The organism is Paenibacillus sp. FSL L8-0494, assembly GCF_038003695.1.
In the GTDB taxonomy this organism is placed as follows: domain Bacteria; phylum Bacillota; class Bacilli; order Paenibacillales; family Paenibacillaceae; genus Paenibacillus_AQ; species Paenibacillus_AQ odorifer.
Map to the genome: position 1 here is coordinate 1,825,294 of NZ_JBBOPQ010000001.1, position 14,970 is coordinate 1,840,263.

The window sequence follows — 14,970 nt, forward strand, 5'->3', positions numbered from 1 at the left end:
CTGATAAATCAACGTTTTAAGCGATTTGATCGTTCAAAGAGGGATGTACTATATTGGACCTGAGACACAGATTATATACACCCAACTACAAGGAGGAGTAAAACATGTTTTTATTCGAATCGATTCCCTGGTACTCTGCGCTAATGTGGTTAGTAGTACTAGCAGGATTAATGTTTGTAAATGAAATCGCACGGAAGAGCAAGTGGTTCTCAATCATTCTGTTTATAGTTGTCCCTATTGTTCTTACCATAGCGGTCTGGCCGAATACGGCAGGCGAAGGCTCTAGTACTGGAACATGGTTTCACTGGGTAAAAGTATATTCTGCTTTGGCAGGATGTATAGGGTTTATGGCTATCCGTTATGTTAAAGGATGGGACAAAAATAAATATATATTAATGTTCCCGGCTATTATCCTTGCAGTTAACATTCTTGAAGCAGTTATTCGTGATTTCCAAGTGTACAGCTTGCAAGGTATGGTGGATGGCGTAATGATGGTAGGTGGTCCTTGGAACATTATGAACGGGATCGCAGGTATTCTGAACATTATTACGATTTCTGGTTGGATGGGAATTGTGATCAGTAAAGATAAGAGTAAAGATATGTTGTGGCCTGACCAGCTTTGGTTCTGGATCATTGCTTATGACATTTGGAACTTTGCCTATGTATATAATGCAGTTTCTGACCATTCCTTCTATGCAGGTGCAGCATTGTTGATTTCTTGTACCATCCCGGCGTTCTTCTTCAAAAAAGGGGCATGGCTGCAGCATCGTGCACAGACTTTGGCGATTTGGATGATGTTTACGATGTCATTCCCGGCGTTTGTTGGCGAGTCAAAGTTCTCTGTACAATCCTCTCATAGTGAAACCGCTCTGTGGGTAGTAAGTGCATTATCTTTAGCTGCTAATATTGCAGTGTTTGGTTATCATTTCTATAAAATTATCAAGCATAAACGCAATCCGCTTAAAGAGGAAGTTTATACGGATTTAGCTGCTTATAAGGCTATTGCAGAGGGTGCGAATTAATAGAAATAATATAATAATGAAAGAGGTTCCTCCAGCTTAAAGGTGGAACTTCTTTTTGTGAGTAATTAAAGTTCTAATTATCAGAGCTCCATATCCGCCTGATGTTGCTGCGCGCGAAACTCTTTCCTTTTTATACAAAGCAAAAGACAGGTCAGTAATAACACACATAATAAAGTTGCCGTATACGTGAAATTGCTATTCCAAAACACTATCTGAATATTCATTAATGAGTGAACGCCGATCACGAAAAATAGATTTTTGGTTAAGATATAGAGTAGAGCGAATATAACTCCTAGAATTAGAAGCATGATAAAATCATAAACAAACTCCATTCCAACTAATCCTGAGTAAATCCGGTTTGGGATATGTATGGCAGCAAAGATCGATTGTGAAATCAGCATTGCCGAGATCATCCGTGTAGTCTTGTTGTTGATTTTTTTTAAGCATAAATAGATTTGAACGAGCAGGAAGCCGCGAAATAAGATTTCTTCCAATAAAGCATTTCCGAAGATTTGACCTAGAATTTCACCGAAAACTAAATTTGAATGACTGAAGATATTATTGTTAAGCGTTAGCTCTGAGTGATTCAAGTGTATCATACACAAATCTACTATATTTATAGCGAGCCAAAACAGAAAGGTGCCCAGCAGTCCAGCTCGTAATTTTTCTATTTTTAACCCAAAATCCCGGGGCGAAACTTTAGCTATCAGAATCAAAAAAATAATTACTTCTAAGAGAAGCCCAACTAGATTGGCGGCTAACGTTTCATTGATCCAGTGGTTTGTGTTTTTGGCGATAAAACTTAAATATCCATGCTCAAAAAGGATAAGATTAACCGCAAGAGTAAAGATAATATGAATAAAAATCAGGCTCGCTATAAAAAGGTAGTGTGTAGGCTTTGCTTCAAAAATCGATGATGGATTGAACTCCTTGGAGTGAAGCATCAACGGCAGTCCTCCTGAATACAAAATATTCCAAATTAACCTTAGATTTCACTATATCCTTTTTGAGGCCAAGTTTACTGTTACAAAAATCATGTGTTATTCTTCACATTCGCCCATCCCCAGATTGACAGAAGCAAGGGCACTGGCTATACTTGAAATGTTAAAATGCAAATCGGACAAATCGTTGATGAAAATGAAGTACACCGGAGGATGGCTTGGTCAGAGAAAAGGTTCCTTTACGAAACGTTTCGTAATGGCTGTGAGAACCTTGAAGACAGGCCGGTGGAAAGCTAATTTCGGAGTGTGAGATCAATGCTCACCGGGGGCGCCCGTTATCAGCCGCGACAAGGCGATCGTCTGCAATTGTCCCATGAGTGGGGTCAAGGCGATAACCAGGGTGGTACCGCGATATTAATCGTCCCTGAATTATTCAGGGGCGTTTTTTTGTTTTTATTTTTTAGGTATTTTGTAATTTCCGGTGTAAATGCCGAAGTAAAAAGATGAGACGGGAGCTGTAAATTATGAAAGCAAGTGAAATTCGTTCCAAATGGCTTAAGTTTTTTGAAAGTAAAGGTCACAAGATTGAACCAAGCGCGTCCCTCGTTCCTCACAACGATCCTTCGCTTCTGTGGATCAATGCGGGTATGGCACCTTTGAAAGTGTACTTCGATGGCCGGGAGGTTCCAGAAAATCCGCGCCTGACCAACTCACAAAAATGTATTCGTACCAATGATATTGAGAATGTGGGTAAGACACGCCGTCACCATACGTTTTTCGAGATGCTGGGTAACTTCTCCATCGGTGATTATTTCAAAGAAGAAGCTATCACATGGGCTTGGGAGTTCCTAACCGGCAAAGAGTGGATCGGCTTTGACCCGGAACGTATTTCCGTAACGGTGTACGCAGAGGATGAAGAGGCATTTAAGCTGTGGAATGAAAAGGTTGGCCTGCCTGCTGAACGCATCATTAAGCTGGGCGACGAAAATTTCTGGGATATTGGCGAAGGCCCATGCGGTCCTTGCTCGGAAATCTTTTATGACCGCGGAGAAGCTTACGGCAGTGATATGAGCGATCCGGAAATGTATCCAGGCGGAGAAAATGAACGTTGGCTGGAAGTATGGAACTTGGTGTTCTCACAATTTAACCATAACAAGGATGGCAGCTATACGCCGCTTCCGAATAAAAACATTGATACAGGTGCTGGTTTGGAGCGTTTTGCATCCATTCTACAGGATGTAGATTCCAACTTCGACACTGATTTGTTCCAACCTATTATTCAAAAGACAGCACAACTCGCGGGTGTAACTTATAAAGATAACGTTGAGCAGGATATCGCGCTTAAAGTAATCGCTGACCATGTGCGTACCGTTACTTTTGCAGTAGGGGATGGAGTACTTCCTTCTAATGAAGGACGCGGTTATATTATCCGCCGTTTGCTTCGCCGTGCTGTTCGGTACGGAAAGACCTTGGGTCTGGATCGTCCATTCCTGTATGAGCTGACTGAAACCGTTGGCGAAATTATGGGTGTCTACTATCCATCCGTTGTGGACAACCGCGAATATATCGCAAAGATTATTCGTACTGAAGAAGAACGTTTCCACGAAACATTGTCTGACGGATTGGCTATTTTGGGTGAGATCAGTGCTAAAGCAAAAGCAGAGGGTCTCAGCAATATTGCTGGAGCCGATGCATTTAAGTTATATGATACTTATGGATTCCCATTTGACTTGACCGAAGATTTCGCAGCGGAGCAAGGATTAACTGTAGACCGTGAAGGTTTTGATGCGGCTATGCAGGAGCAACGTGACCGTGCAAGAGCTGCACGTCATGATGGCGGCAGCATGAAGATTCAGGGAGGCGCACTAGCAGACCTGACGGTTAAAAGTGAATTTGTTGGATATAATGACTCGGTAACAGAGTCGAAAATCCTGGCTATTGTTGTGGGTGATGAATTGGTAGATGTCGCCGGCGAAGGCGCAGAATGCCAAGTTATTCTTGAAGCAACACCGTTCTATGCTGAGAGCGGCGGACAAGTAAGTGACACCGGTGTGCTTACTGGGAGTTCAGTTACGGCTAAGGTAAAAGGACTCTTTAAAGCGCCGCACGGCCAACACGTACATTTGGTAACTGTGGAAGCGGGAGAATTGAAAGTGGGCGAATCCGTTCGCGCGGAAGTGGATCGTGCAGAGCGTGAAGATATCGTGAAGAACCACACAGCTACCCATTTATTGCACAAAGCGCTTAAAGAAGTTCTTGGCGGGCATGTTAATCAAGCGGGATCTTTAGTGGAAGGTGCTCGTTTGCGGTTTGACTTCTCCCATTTTGGAGCGATTACTCCAGAAGAACTGAGCGATATCGAACATCGCGTAAATGCACAAATCTGGCGCGGTCTAGATGTAGTGATTGAGAACAAGCCGATTGATGAAGCTAAAGCAATGGGAGCAATGGCGCTCTTTGGTGAAAAATACGGTAATATCGTCCGTGTCGTTCAAGTGGGCGATTACAGTCTTGAGCTTTGCGGTGGTTGTCATGTATCCAACACGTCGCAAATCGGAATTTTCAAGCTGCTTAGCGAAAGTGGCATTGGATCCGGAGTGCGCCGCATCGAGGCAGTTACCGGACGTTACGCTTACCAGTTCACTGAAAGCCAGCTAGATTTGCTCAAACAATCAGCAGGCCTTCTCAAGTCTTCTCTGAATGACGTTCCGAAACGGATCGAAGCGCTGCATAACCAGGTGCGTGAGCTTTCACGTGAGAATGAATCTCTGCAATCCAAGCTGAGCGCTACTTTTGCTGCTGAACTTACAAGCAGTGTGAAGACAGTTGGCGCAGGTACGCAGCTCCTGGCTGTTGCTGTTCAAGCAGGCAATATGGATGCTTTGCGTTCTACAGCGGATGAATTGAAATCCAAGCTTCCGGATGCAGTGCTTGTATTAGGTGCGGCGATGGATGATAAGGTGAACTTTGTAGTATCTGTACCGCAAGACCTTGTGAAGAAAGGTTTCCACGCTGGTAAACTCGTTAAAGAAATCGCAGCGGTTTGCGGCGGCGGCGGTGGCGGGCGTCCAGATATGGCGCAAGCCGGCGGTAAAGATGCTTCTAAGCTAAACGAAGCATTGGCAAAGGCTGAAGAATTGGTAGCTTCCTTAGCCTAAGTTAAAATTACGAAACCATTTCTCTAACTAAACGTATTACGAGAAAACATAGCGGTACTGAGAGTTTGATATCAGTACCGCTACTCTTTATTAGCAGGATGTTAGATTATTCATGAAGAATTGTGCTTGACAATAGCTTAAAAGCCAAAAATATCATAATTTTTGTAGAGAAAATGCCAAAAAAAGCGTTAATAACGGGCAGGATTTCCTCGTTGGGGCATGAATATGTTATGATAAAGGAAGCAAGCGAGCTGCACAGTAGCAACTTTGCGAAGCCGTCCCAAAAGGCGATTTTGCAGAAGGAAGGTGTCACAAATGGACTCCATGGACAAAACGGTCAAATTCAATGTGAAGGGCGACGAAAAGGAAGCTTCTCCCCAGGAAATATTGCTAGCAGTATACGATGCACTGGTGGAGAAAGAGTATCATCCGATCAATCAGATCGTAGGGTATCTTCTTTCCGGAGATCCGGCTTACATTCCGCGCCATAACAATGCGAGAAGTTTGGTCCGGAGAAAAGAACGTGATGAGCTGATTGAAGAGCTGGTTAGATTCTATCTCGTCAATCACAGGGTGGACAATCCGAAATGAAGAAAAAGTTAGGTTTAGATTACGGCGACCGTAGAATCGGTGTAGCCACAAGCGATGTTTTTGGCTGGACGGCACAAGCTCTTGAAACGATTGAGCGCCGAGGTACGGGTAATGAGTTCGAACGCATTCGTGAACTTGTTGCAGAGCACGAAATTGGAGAGATTGTAGTTGGTCTGCCGAAGAATATGAACGGCTCAGTAGGACCCCGGGGCGAAATCTGTATTGAGTTCGCTGATAAGCTACGGGAAGAGTTAGAAATGCCCGTACACCTTTGGGATGAGCGTCTGACGACGGTATCCGCAGAGCGGGTGCTGATTGAAGGGGACGTCAGCCGGAAGAAACGCAAGGGGATTGTGGATAAAATGGCTGCAGCCCTGATTTTGCAAAATTTTTTGGATGCTAACAGTAAAAGGTGAGGGGTGCGAGGATATGACAAACGAACAGATTGGCCAAGAGGAAGAACCGGAAATTATCTATATTCCCGATGAGGAAGGTAATGAAGAGGAATTCGAGGTCATTATGAAGTTTGAGGTTGATGGCTCGGACGCTAAGTATATGATGGTGGTTCCGCTAGACTCCGAGGACGAGGAAACCGATGAGGTATACGCGTTCCGTTATGTGGAAGAAGGCGACGATCTTCAATTGTTCATGATCGATAATGATGAGGAGTGGGCGATTGTCGAAGAGACTTTCAACACACTGGTCGACGAGTTGGACGGAGGATCGGAGAATGACTGAGATATCCGCTGATCAAGCGGTGTGGACTTCACGGCTTAAAGAAGCATACGGAGAAACTGTAGAACTGGAAGATGAGCAAGGCAAATCTTCCATTTACGATATTATCGCCGAATTTGAAGTCGGTGATCGCGGATATGCGGTGCTGAAAGGCTCTGGCAAAGACGTGGAGTATGAAATCCTGCGTATCGTTGTCTCTTCTGACGGACTTCCGGAATTGGAGAGCATTATGGACGATGAAGAGTGGGAAGACATCTCTGAGCTATACGATGAGATGACTTTTCCAGCAGATGGCGCTGAATAAATCTTAAACATGTACGTTACATTTATGATGGGCACGGAAGAGGGCGGAGAATTCCGCGCTCTTTTTGCTTGAAATGCGAGCAATATCCTGTATAAACATCAATTTAAGGAAATATATATTGAATTTTAGGCAATACACTTTTATACTTTATAGTCGGAAAGTGAGGAACCAGACTTGAAATCCGCAATCCGTACTGTGTTAATCATTATTCTTTTGCTGGCAGCAGCAGGAGGTGGGGGAGCATGGTACATTTGGAACGGGATGCAGCCGGTAGAGCCTGCAGGTCCTGCTGTAACATTTACGATAGAGAAGGGCATGGGAAGTGCGGAGATTGCTGATCTGCTTGAGCAGAATGGCATTATCCGTAAGAGTCTTTTTTTTAAGGGATATTTGAAATGGACTAAAGAAGGTTCTAGCTTCAAAGCAGGTACTTATATCGCTAAGCCGGGTGACAGCTATGATGAACTCATTGCGAGATTAAATGCAGGTGATGTAGTTAAGGAAGAAACTGTGGTCTTTACCATCCCCGAAGGATATACTGCTGAGCAGATCGCTAAGAAGCTCGCTGAAGCTTGGAATCAGGATGCGGCTACTTTTCTTGAAATTATGGATACTGGTGCAGGTTTGAAGGGGATTGATATTCTGGGTATCCCGCAGGATAAGAATCTTCGCCACCGTCTTGAAGGATATTTATTTCCCGAAACCTATGAACTGACCAAGGATAGCACGCCCCAGGAAGTTGTAGAAGCACTTTTGGATCAGTTCCAGAAGAAGCTGGATACGATTCCCGACTGGCAGCAAAAGCTAGAAACGCGAGGATTGTCTCTGCATGAACTGTTAACCGTAGCCTCGCTGGTAGAGCGGGAAGTTGTGGTGGATAGTGAACGTCCGCTTGTGGCTGGGGTTATTTATAACCGCCTAAAGAAAGAACAGAAGCTGGAGATTGACGCTACCGTTCAATATTTACTCAATAAGCAGAAGGAAAGACTTTTGTATAAAGATTTAGAAGTTGATAATCCATATAATACGTATAAGAATATTGGACTTCCTCCGGGACCTATTAGTAATCCGGGGCTGGAGTCCATTCAGGCGGCTCTCGAACCAGAAGTTTCTGAATATTATTTCTATGTGACCAAAAAAGATGGTACACAGGGCCATTTGTTTGCTAAGACCTACAAGGAACATTTAGCCAATATCGAAAAAAGCAAGCAAGAATCGAAATAAACTATTAAAATGAAGAGTGGTGCGGTTGAAATAACTGTACAAGTAGGAGGTACAACATGACTAACAAACCGGAATTGCTGGTGACGGCAGCGTCCTTAGAGGAAGCTGCTGCTCTGCTGGATGCCGGAGCAGATGCGCTGCTCATTGGGGATGACCGTTTCGGGATGCGGCTTGCTGGACATTTCTCTCTGGAGGATACAGCGACTGTCGTAGAAATGGCGCATTCGCGAGGCTGCAAAGTGTATGCAAGCTTGGGTGGGCTGATGTCTAACCGTCTGCTGGATGAGCTTCCTGACTATGTGAAGGCTTTAGGTGAGCTTGGCATTGATGGTGTTGAATTCGGGGATCCAGCTGTGTTAACCACAGTGAAGAAAGAAGCGCCAGCAATGAAGCTGCACTGGAATGCGGAAATGACTTCCACCAACTATGCGACCGCGAATTATTGGGGACGCAAGGGGGCTTCTCGTGTCGTGCTGGCCCGTGAGCTGAATATGGATGAAATGACGGAAATGGTTCCGCTTTTGGAGATTGAGGCACAGGTGCAGGTTCATGGAATGACCAATATATACCATTCCAAGCGGAAGCTTGTTGAAAGCTATATGTCACATCAAGGCCGTCCTAGTGATGGAGGAAGTCTCGGGAAGGAACGCGGACTATTTCTGATTGAGGAAGAACGAGATGACCAGAAATTCCCGATTTATGAAGACGAGAACGGCACTCATATTATGAGCTCGGATGATATTTGTATTTTGGAGGATCTGCATATTCTGATGGCTGCAGGTATACACAGCCTTAAGATTGAGGGACTCTTGAAATCGATAGCGTATAATGTGACGGTTGTGAAGACTTATCGTAAAGCGATAGATCTTTATGCGGCTGATCCGGAAGGTTATGCCTTCGATGAGGAATGGATGGATGTAATCAGAACGGTGCAGGACCCTGAACGGGAGTTAAGCTTCGGATTTTTCTATAAAGAGCAAGTATATTAAGTTTGACAAAAATAAAGAGGTTATAGGTCCCCACGAAGATTAGGACAGCATTTATAGCATGTGACTTAGCTTTGTGGGGCGATGGAGGGGAGAACAGGAATGGGAACCATGACAAAGCCGCAATATAAGGGCAAACGTTACCGTCTGGACAAACCGGAGCTCCTCGCTCCGGCTGGTAATTTGGAAAAATTGAAGTTCGCAGTACACTATGGTGCGGATGCTGTTTATATCGGAGGACAACAATACGGCTTGCGTTCCGGCGCAGATAATTTCAGCTTCGAGGAAATGCGCGAAGGTGTTGAATTCGCCAAGAAATATGGCGCTAAGGTATTTGTTGCAACAAACATTTATGCTCACAATGAAGATGTCGCGGGAATTGAAGAATACCTGCGTAACTTATATGAAGCTGGCATTGCTGCTATTATCGTAGCTGATCCAATCATTGTAGATACAGCACGCCGGTTAGTGCCTGGACTTGAAGTGCATTTGAGTACACAGCAGTCTACATTGAACTGGCAAGCGGTGTCCTTCTGGAAAGAAGAGGGGCTTCCGCGTGTTGTTTTGGGCCGTGAGACAAGCCTGGAAGAGATTGCTGAGATTAAAAAACATGTCGACATTGAAATCGAAAGCTTCATCCATGGTGCCATGTGCTCCTCATATTCGGGTCGTTGTGTATTGTCCAACCATTTCACCGACCGTGATTCCAATCGCGGGGGCTGTTGCCAGTCTTGCCGCTGGAAATATGATTTGTTTGAGGATGCACGTCCGGAAGGGACTTGGGTGTCTGAGGAAGAGCAGGCTGAAGCGAAATCTCCAGCTCCTCTGCTTCCAGGTGTAACTCAGATTCCACTGCATCAGCAAGGAGATAATCCCTTCTCCATGGGCTCTAAGGATCTGTGTATGCTGGAAAGTATACCTGAACTGATTGAAGTGGGCATCGACAGCTTCAAGATCGAAGGGCGAATGAAGTCAATCCACTATGTGGCTACTGTCGTAAATGCATATCGTAAAGCCATTGATGCTTATATGGCAGATCCGGAAGGGTATGAATTGAAGCAGGAATGGCTGGATGAGCTTAACAAAGCGGCTAACCGTCCGCTAAACACAGGATTCTTCTATGATACTCCGGATCATGAAGATCATATCTATGAGCCTGAAGAAAAAGCAGCTCCGTATGATTTTGCCGGACTTGTAATTGAATACGATGCTGAAAGTGGTACGGCACTAGTTCAACAGCGCAATCACTTTAAGCCAGGTCAGGAAGTAGAATTCTTTGGACCTAACGATACGTTCTTCAAGCAAACGGTTGGCGAAATATGGGATGAGAAAGGCAATTCGCTTGATGCCGCCCGTCATCCACTGCAACCTATTCGCATGAAGGTAGATCAACCAGTTGCATACTTTGATATGATGCGTAAGAAGAAGTTTTAATAAAAAACAGGGAAGCTTTTGGTCATCCAAGAGCCTCCCTGTTTTTCTTTTTGACAAAGCGAACAATAAGTTATATATATTAGGGATTAACAAATATATCCAAGGGAGGAGGTCCAACAAGCTATTTATTATGATTAAACATACATAGGTTAAAAGTTGTAAAAAAAGTCTCGTAAAGCTAAGGAAAAAGACCTAATACGCCGATATATATATTGGTTAACGCTTTCATGCGTATTCTAATATTAGCGGGTAGGTGATCAAGATGGGGGATCCTGATCAAGATAGTATTAGTGAAAAGCATAATGAGAGAAGGTTTAGCATGAATAAAAAGAATAAGAAATCGGCGATTACAGGAAACAAGGAAACAAGCAAGATTGAAGGGGCAGGCAAGACACCTAAGTTTAATTTGAAGAATGGAATAGATTTACGGGGACAGATCAAAAGAGTTAATCCTATGGAATCTGTTGGCGTGAAGATATTCCTGATATTTTTGTGTGCAATTGTAATTGTGGTAATGGCACTTGGACTGCTATCTTATTCAAAAGCCAAGAAGACAATTAAGAACAACGTATCGGAAGCCTACCGTCAGACTATTATTCAGACCTCAGAGAAGTTAGATATTACTTTGAAGCAGTACGAGAACTTGGCTTTACAGCTTTATTTTGATGCGCAGATGCAAGAAGATTTGAAGTCTTTAGTGACTGCACAATCTTCCTATGAGAAATTTGAAGCTACAAGCGCAGTAAGTAAAAAGTTGTCCAGTCAGATTACAACGGATTCTAATATTCTTAGTGTTTCTTTGATCCCGGAGTCACCTGATCAAGACATTGTTACAAGTGGCAGTGGCGGCATTAAGTTAGATAACATTAGAGAACAAGAATGGTATAAAAAGATTGTCGACAACACTGCATCTTATGAATCCTACTATTCTAAAGGTGATGGTGATGCGGCCAAGAACATATGGTTCTCTACAGCTGTTCAAGGTGATGGAGACAAAAATATTGCTATGGCAAGATCTCTCAAAACCCTGGGCTCAGGTACAGGATACATAGTCATCCTTGTGTTGAAGAATACATTGCTGGAGGAATCATTCGCAAGTGTCCAGCTGGGAGATGGCTCTCGAATTCAACTTGTCACTCCTGATGGAACCGTAGTAGCTTCTTCGGATTCAAAAGACGATGGTAAACCTTCAGAGTTTGCTTTTATTCAGGCAAGTAAAAAAGATAACAAGAGTTTGGATGAAAAAGATACAAACGGGGAAGAAATCCTTGCTGTCTTTAATCCAATGATTCGGGCGGATTGGAAGTTGGCAGGGGTAGTCCCAACAGATGAGCTAGTGAAAGAAGCACGTCCGATTCTGTTGACTACTTTTATTGCGGCTGCTGGCGCGGCTCTTCTAGCCATAGTAATCGGGATTTGGATGGTGCGTATGATTGCTCGTCCTCTAGCTCGCTTGAAGGATCTTATGGTACAAGGTGCAGGTGGTGATCTTAGTGTACGTACAGAATATGTATCTAAGGATGAAATTGGCCAGCTGTCAGCTTCCTTTAACGTGATGATGGAGCGTATTACTGAGCTTGTATCGCAAACGACAGAAACCGCTCGGGATGTGCTGGAGACCGCTGGTGAGCTTGGTGAAGCCTCACGTAAGACAGCTATTTCTGCGAAGGAAATCGCAGCCGCTACGGAAGAAATTGCCGGTGGGGCAGGCAGCCTGGCGCTCGAAGCTGAACGTGGTAATGAGCTTACAGATGTGATAGCTACGCAAATGCAGACTGTGATTTATGCCAACACTGAGATGGATGAAGCAGCACGTGGGGTTGGTGAAGCTAGTGCTCAAGGTGCTAAGCAATTAACGGACCTGCTGGATCAGACCAGCCGCACTGGAGAAAAAACAAGTGCACTTGTCGAACGTGTCAACCACCTGAAGGAGACCGTATTCTCCGTAATTAAGGTGTTGGATGTGATGAAGAGTATCACGCAGCAGACGAATATTTTATCATTAAATGCGACAATAGAAGCCGCTCGTGCAGGAGAAGCTGGTAAGGGCTTTATGGTAGTTGCGGGTGAAGTGCGGCAGCTTGCTGACCAATCGAAGCAATCTATTGCCCTTGTTGCTGGAATTACGGATAAGATCATGGCGGAAATGAACGAAACGGAAGCTGTATTATCCGAAGTAGCACCACTGTTTAAAGAACAAGTAAGCTCTGTGAAGAGTACAAGTGATATCTTCTTGTCCGTAAAAGGACAGATGGATGAATTCATAACAAGCTTAGAATCGGTAACAACAGCGATTAGCAGTCTGAATCATTCACAAGGTGTGTTGTCAGAGGCTATGGGGAATGTTAGCGCCGTAGCAGAACAGTCTTCAGCAACTTCCGAAGAAGTAGCTTCCCTCAGTAATGAACAGCAAAATGTAAGTGATCAACTCGTTTCATTATCTGGCAAGCTGGAAAGTGCTTCAGGTCAATTGAAGGACAAGCTGTCATTATTCACTATAAAATGAGTGGATTCATCACTAATCTCTAAATTGTTTACCTAACAAAACCGCTTCTTCAACATGAAGAGGCGGTTTGTTGTTGTGTAATGAAGAACTACACCGTATAATAACTTTGTTAGGTATTTGTTATAATTTAATAACAAGTTAGGTAAAAAGTATTAAGGAGAAGGACCAAATGAAAGGTAGACGCATCTCTGGCTGGTGGTCCGTTATCGGGGACATGAGCATGGAACGCAAGCTGCTCCTCGTCTTTTTAATTATCATTACCCTCCCGTTATCCTTCATCAGTGTATTTACCTTCAAGAGCTACTCAGAATCTATTCAGGGGAACACTATTGCTTATTCTGAGAAATTAATCGATCAAATGATGGATGGAGTAGACGATTATATCGAAGATATGAAGCGTATTTCATCTATGCCCGCCTATGTGAATGATATCAAACTTAATTTAATACGTTCAAACCGCTACCATGAGCAGAAAAAGATTATGGGAGGCGCAACTGGGAGTGCTACTTTATCACCCGGTGATTTTGATCTACTGTTGTCCATTCAACGGGGGATAGAGGGCAACATTTCGTTTATTAACAATATTAAGCGAGGCGCGAACTCGGTTTATATTTTTGACGCTTACGGAAATGGTTATTATTCTGCGAAGGATGGTGGCGTACGGCTCGATCTCGAGCAAAGCTATAAATACTGGAGCCAGCAGACTAAGGATTCCAGCGGAGAAGCATTATTGTTCGGTACTCAGGCGTATACAAGTAATCTGCAGAGCACCCGATATGCTTTTACCGTTGTTCGCAAAATCGTGGATGGCTTGTTAAATCCAATCGGGCTGATTGCGGTTGAAGCGAATATTAGCAATTTGGAGAATCAAGTTACGGAGCTGGATAAAGTCACCCATGGGAAGTCGTTGATTGTGGATGAGAAAGGAATGGTCATCTACGACAGCGACAAGAAGCTGCTGGCCACAGATATTTCTGATTCAGACTTGTTCAAAAGAGTTGGGGGAATTTCTGGAAGTTTCTATGATACAGTCAACGGAAAAGAGCGCTTAAATATATACTCTGGTTCTGCCAAAACCAATTGGAAGGTAATTATCTCTATACCTGTTGATGTACTGATGCGTGATGTGAAGGTGACCCGTAATACAACACTTGCTGCTACATTAAGTATCATTGTACTGGCGTTAATTATTTCGATTATTCTTTCCGTTGCCCTTACTAAGTCTCTGACTCAGATGATTCAATTGATGAAAAAAGTTCAGGGCGGCGATCTGGATGTGATGTTCAGAGTTAAGCGGCGTGATGAAATTGGTCTGCTGGGGCATCAATTCAACCGTATGTTAGCCCGAATCAGGCAGTTAATTCAGGATATCTACCGCATAGAAGAACAGAAAAAGGAAGCAGAGCTTCATGCGCTGCAGAGTCAAATCAATCCTCATTTTATCTATAACACACTGGAGTCCATCCGAATGACCGCTGAGCTGAATGATGATGTCGAAGCTGCGGATATGATCTCTATTCTGGGCAAACTGCTACGGTATAGTACAAGTGATCTGAGCGGTAATACGACATTGAAGCAAGAGCTTGGATATGTGCGTAATTATGTTGAGCTGCTTAACTATCGTTATCCTAACCGGTTTTTGCTGGATATTGATGTGCCGAAGGCGTTAGATAATTACTCTATTATCAAGCTGGTCTTCCAGCCCATCATTGAGAATGCTGCTTATCATGGCTTAGATGATAATAAGCCGCAAATGCATTTAAGCATCCACTGTGAGATTACAGAGCAAATGCTGTTGTTTCATATCAAAGACGACGGTATCGGAATGGATGAGAAGACTTTGGAGAAATTGAATGATGGGCTGCAGAACGAAAGTCCTCCTAAGAAAAGCATTAACGGGGGCATAGGCATGAAAAATGTACAGCAGCGAGTGCGTCTTCATTATGGAGCGGCATTTGGGATCCAGGTATATAGTGAGCTTGGACGAGGGACCGATGTTATTTTGTCGCTGCCATTACTGGAGCCGGAAATGATTGGCTTACCTGAGTAACGAAATAAGAGGGGGCTGT

The 14,970-nt window shown here is 43.9% G+C and carries 12 protein-coding genes; 11 read left to right on the forward strand and 1 reads right to left on the reverse strand.

Annotated features, from left to right (window positions below; all coding sequences use genetic code 11):
- Window positions 1–104: 104 nt before the first annotated feature.
- Window positions 105–1,022 (forward strand): DUF5692 family protein, encoded by a 918-nt coding sequence (locus NYE35_RS08095; protein WP_036675614.1) that lies wholly within the window; start codon window positions 105–107, stop codon window positions 1,020–1,022.
- 80 nt (window positions 1,023–1,102) lie between these two features.
- On the opposite strand, the gene NYE35_RS08100 is transcribed toward NYE35_RS08095, so the two are convergent.
- The gene (locus NYE35_RS08100) at window positions 1,103–1,966 is read right to left on the reverse strand and encodes a CPBP family intramembrane glutamic endopeptidase (RefSeq protein ID WP_341120626.1); all 864 of its coding nucleotides are present in this window, start codon (window positions 1,964–1,966) and stop codon (window positions 1,103–1,105) included.
- Between the two features lie 521 nt (window positions 1,967–2,487).
- Here NYE35_RS08100 and alaS point away from each other — a divergent pair.
- The 10 genes from alaS (at window position 2,488) to NYE35_RS08150 (ending at window position 14,951) form a co-directional block, all read left to right on the forward strand.
- Window positions 2,488–5,121, forward strand: a complete 2,634-nt coding sequence (gene alaS, locus NYE35_RS08105) for an alanine--tRNA ligase (RefSeq protein WP_036675605.1) — start codon at window positions 2,488–2,490, stop codon at window positions 5,119–5,121.
- 315 nt (window positions 5,122–5,436) lie between these two features.
- Window positions 5,437–5,712 carry an IreB family regulatory phosphoprotein gene (locus NYE35_RS08110; RefSeq protein ID WP_036675601.1) on the forward strand — a complete coding sequence of 92 codons (276 nt, stop codon included), beginning with the start codon at window positions 5,437–5,439 and terminating at the stop codon, window positions 5,710–5,712.
- Window positions 5,709–6,128, forward strand: a complete 420-nt coding sequence (gene ruvX / locus NYE35_RS08115) for a Holliday junction resolvase RuvX (RefSeq protein WP_036675598.1) — start codon at window positions 5,709–5,711, stop codon at window positions 6,126–6,128. The genes NYE35_RS08110 and ruvX overlap by 4 nt, the downstream gene beginning before the upstream one ends.
- Before the next feature lie 13 nt (window positions 6,129–6,141).
- Complete coding sequence (locus NYE35_RS08120) at window positions 6,142–6,450, forward strand: DUF1292 domain-containing protein (RefSeq protein WP_038569507.1); 309 nt, start codon at window positions 6,142–6,144, stop codon at window positions 6,448–6,450.
- The gene (locus tag NYE35_RS08125) at window positions 6,443–6,751 is read left to right on the forward strand and encodes a DUF1292 domain-containing protein (RefSeq protein WP_076104918.1); all 309 of its coding nucleotides are present in this window, start codon (window positions 6,443–6,445) and stop codon (window positions 6,749–6,751) included. The genes NYE35_RS08120 and NYE35_RS08125 overlap by 8 nt, the downstream gene beginning before the upstream one ends.
- 174 nt (window positions 6,752–6,925) lie before the next feature.
- Window positions 6,926–7,975: an endolytic transglycosylase MltG gene (gene mltG, locus NYE35_RS08130; protein ID WP_254924546.1), complete on the forward strand. Its 1,050-nt coding sequence runs from the start codon at window positions 6,926–6,928 to the stop codon at window positions 7,973–7,975.
- Between the two features lie 56 nt (window positions 7,976–8,031).
- Window positions 8,032–8,964 (forward strand): peptidase U32 family protein, encoded by a 933-nt coding sequence (locus NYE35_RS08135; protein ID WP_036675589.1) that lies wholly within the window; start codon window positions 8,032–8,034, stop codon window positions 8,962–8,964.
- 99 nt (window positions 8,965–9,063) lie between these two features.
- The gene (locus NYE35_RS08140) at window positions 9,064–10,395 is read left to right on the forward strand and encodes a peptidase U32 family protein (RefSeq protein ID WP_036675585.1); all 1,332 of its coding nucleotides are present in this window, start codon (window positions 9,064–9,066) and stop codon (window positions 10,393–10,395) included.
- A gap of 319 nt (window positions 10,396–10,714) precedes the next feature.
- Window positions 10,715–12,901, forward strand: a complete 2,187-nt coding sequence (locus NYE35_RS08145) for a methyl-accepting chemotaxis protein (RefSeq protein ID WP_235219364.1) — start codon at window positions 10,715–10,717, stop codon at window positions 12,899–12,901.
- Between the two features lie 169 nt (window positions 12,902–13,070).
- Window positions 13,071–14,951, forward strand: coding sequence for a cache domain-containing sensor histidine kinase (locus NYE35_RS08150; RefSeq protein WP_036675579.1), 1,881 nt, complete (start codon window positions 13,071–13,073; stop codon window positions 14,949–14,951).
- The last annotated feature ends 19 nt before the right edge of the window (window positions 14,952–14,970 follow it).

Excerpts from the sequence above, each read along its gene's own strand:
- NYE35_RS08095 (WP_036675614.1), top strand. The coding sequence starts at position 105 with ATGTTTTTATTCGAATCGATTCCCTGGTACTCTGCGCTAATGTGGTTA.
- NYE35_RS08100 (WP_341120626.1), bottom strand. The coding sequence starts at position 1,966 with ATGCTTCACTCCAAGGAGTTCAATCCATCATCGATTTTTGAAGCAAAG.
- alaS (WP_036675605.1), top strand. The coding sequence starts at position 2,488 with ATGAAAGCAAGTGAAATTCGTTCCAAATGGCTTAAGTTTTTTGAAAGT.
- NYE35_RS08110 (WP_036675601.1), top strand. The coding sequence starts at position 5,437 with ATGGACTCCATGGACAAAACGGTCAAATTCAATGTGAAGGGCGACGAA.
- ruvX (WP_036675598.1), top strand. The coding sequence starts at position 5,709 with ATGAAGAAAAAGTTAGGTTTAGATTACGGCGACCGTAGAATCGGTGTA.
- NYE35_RS08120 (WP_038569507.1), top strand. The coding sequence starts at position 6,142 with ATGACAAACGAACAGATTGGCCAAGAGGAAGAACCGGAAATTATCTAT.
- NYE35_RS08125 (WP_076104918.1), top strand. The coding sequence starts at position 6,443 with ATGACTGAGATATCCGCTGATCAAGCGGTGTGGACTTCACGGCTTAAA.
- NYE35_RS08135 (WP_036675589.1), top strand. The coding sequence starts at position 8,032 with ATGACTAACAAACCGGAATTGCTGGTGACGGCAGCGTCCTTAGAGGAA.
- NYE35_RS08140 (WP_036675585.1), top strand. The coding sequence starts at position 9,064 with ATGGGAACCATGACAAAGCCGCAATATAAGGGCAAACGTTACCGTCTG.
- NYE35_RS08145 (WP_235219364.1), top strand. The coding sequence starts at position 10,715 with ATGAATAAAAAGAATAAGAAATCGGCGATTACAGGAAACAAGGAAACA.
- NYE35_RS08150 (WP_036675579.1), top strand. The coding sequence starts at position 13,071 with ATGAAAGGTAGACGCATCTCTGGCTGGTGGTCCGTTATCGGGGACATG.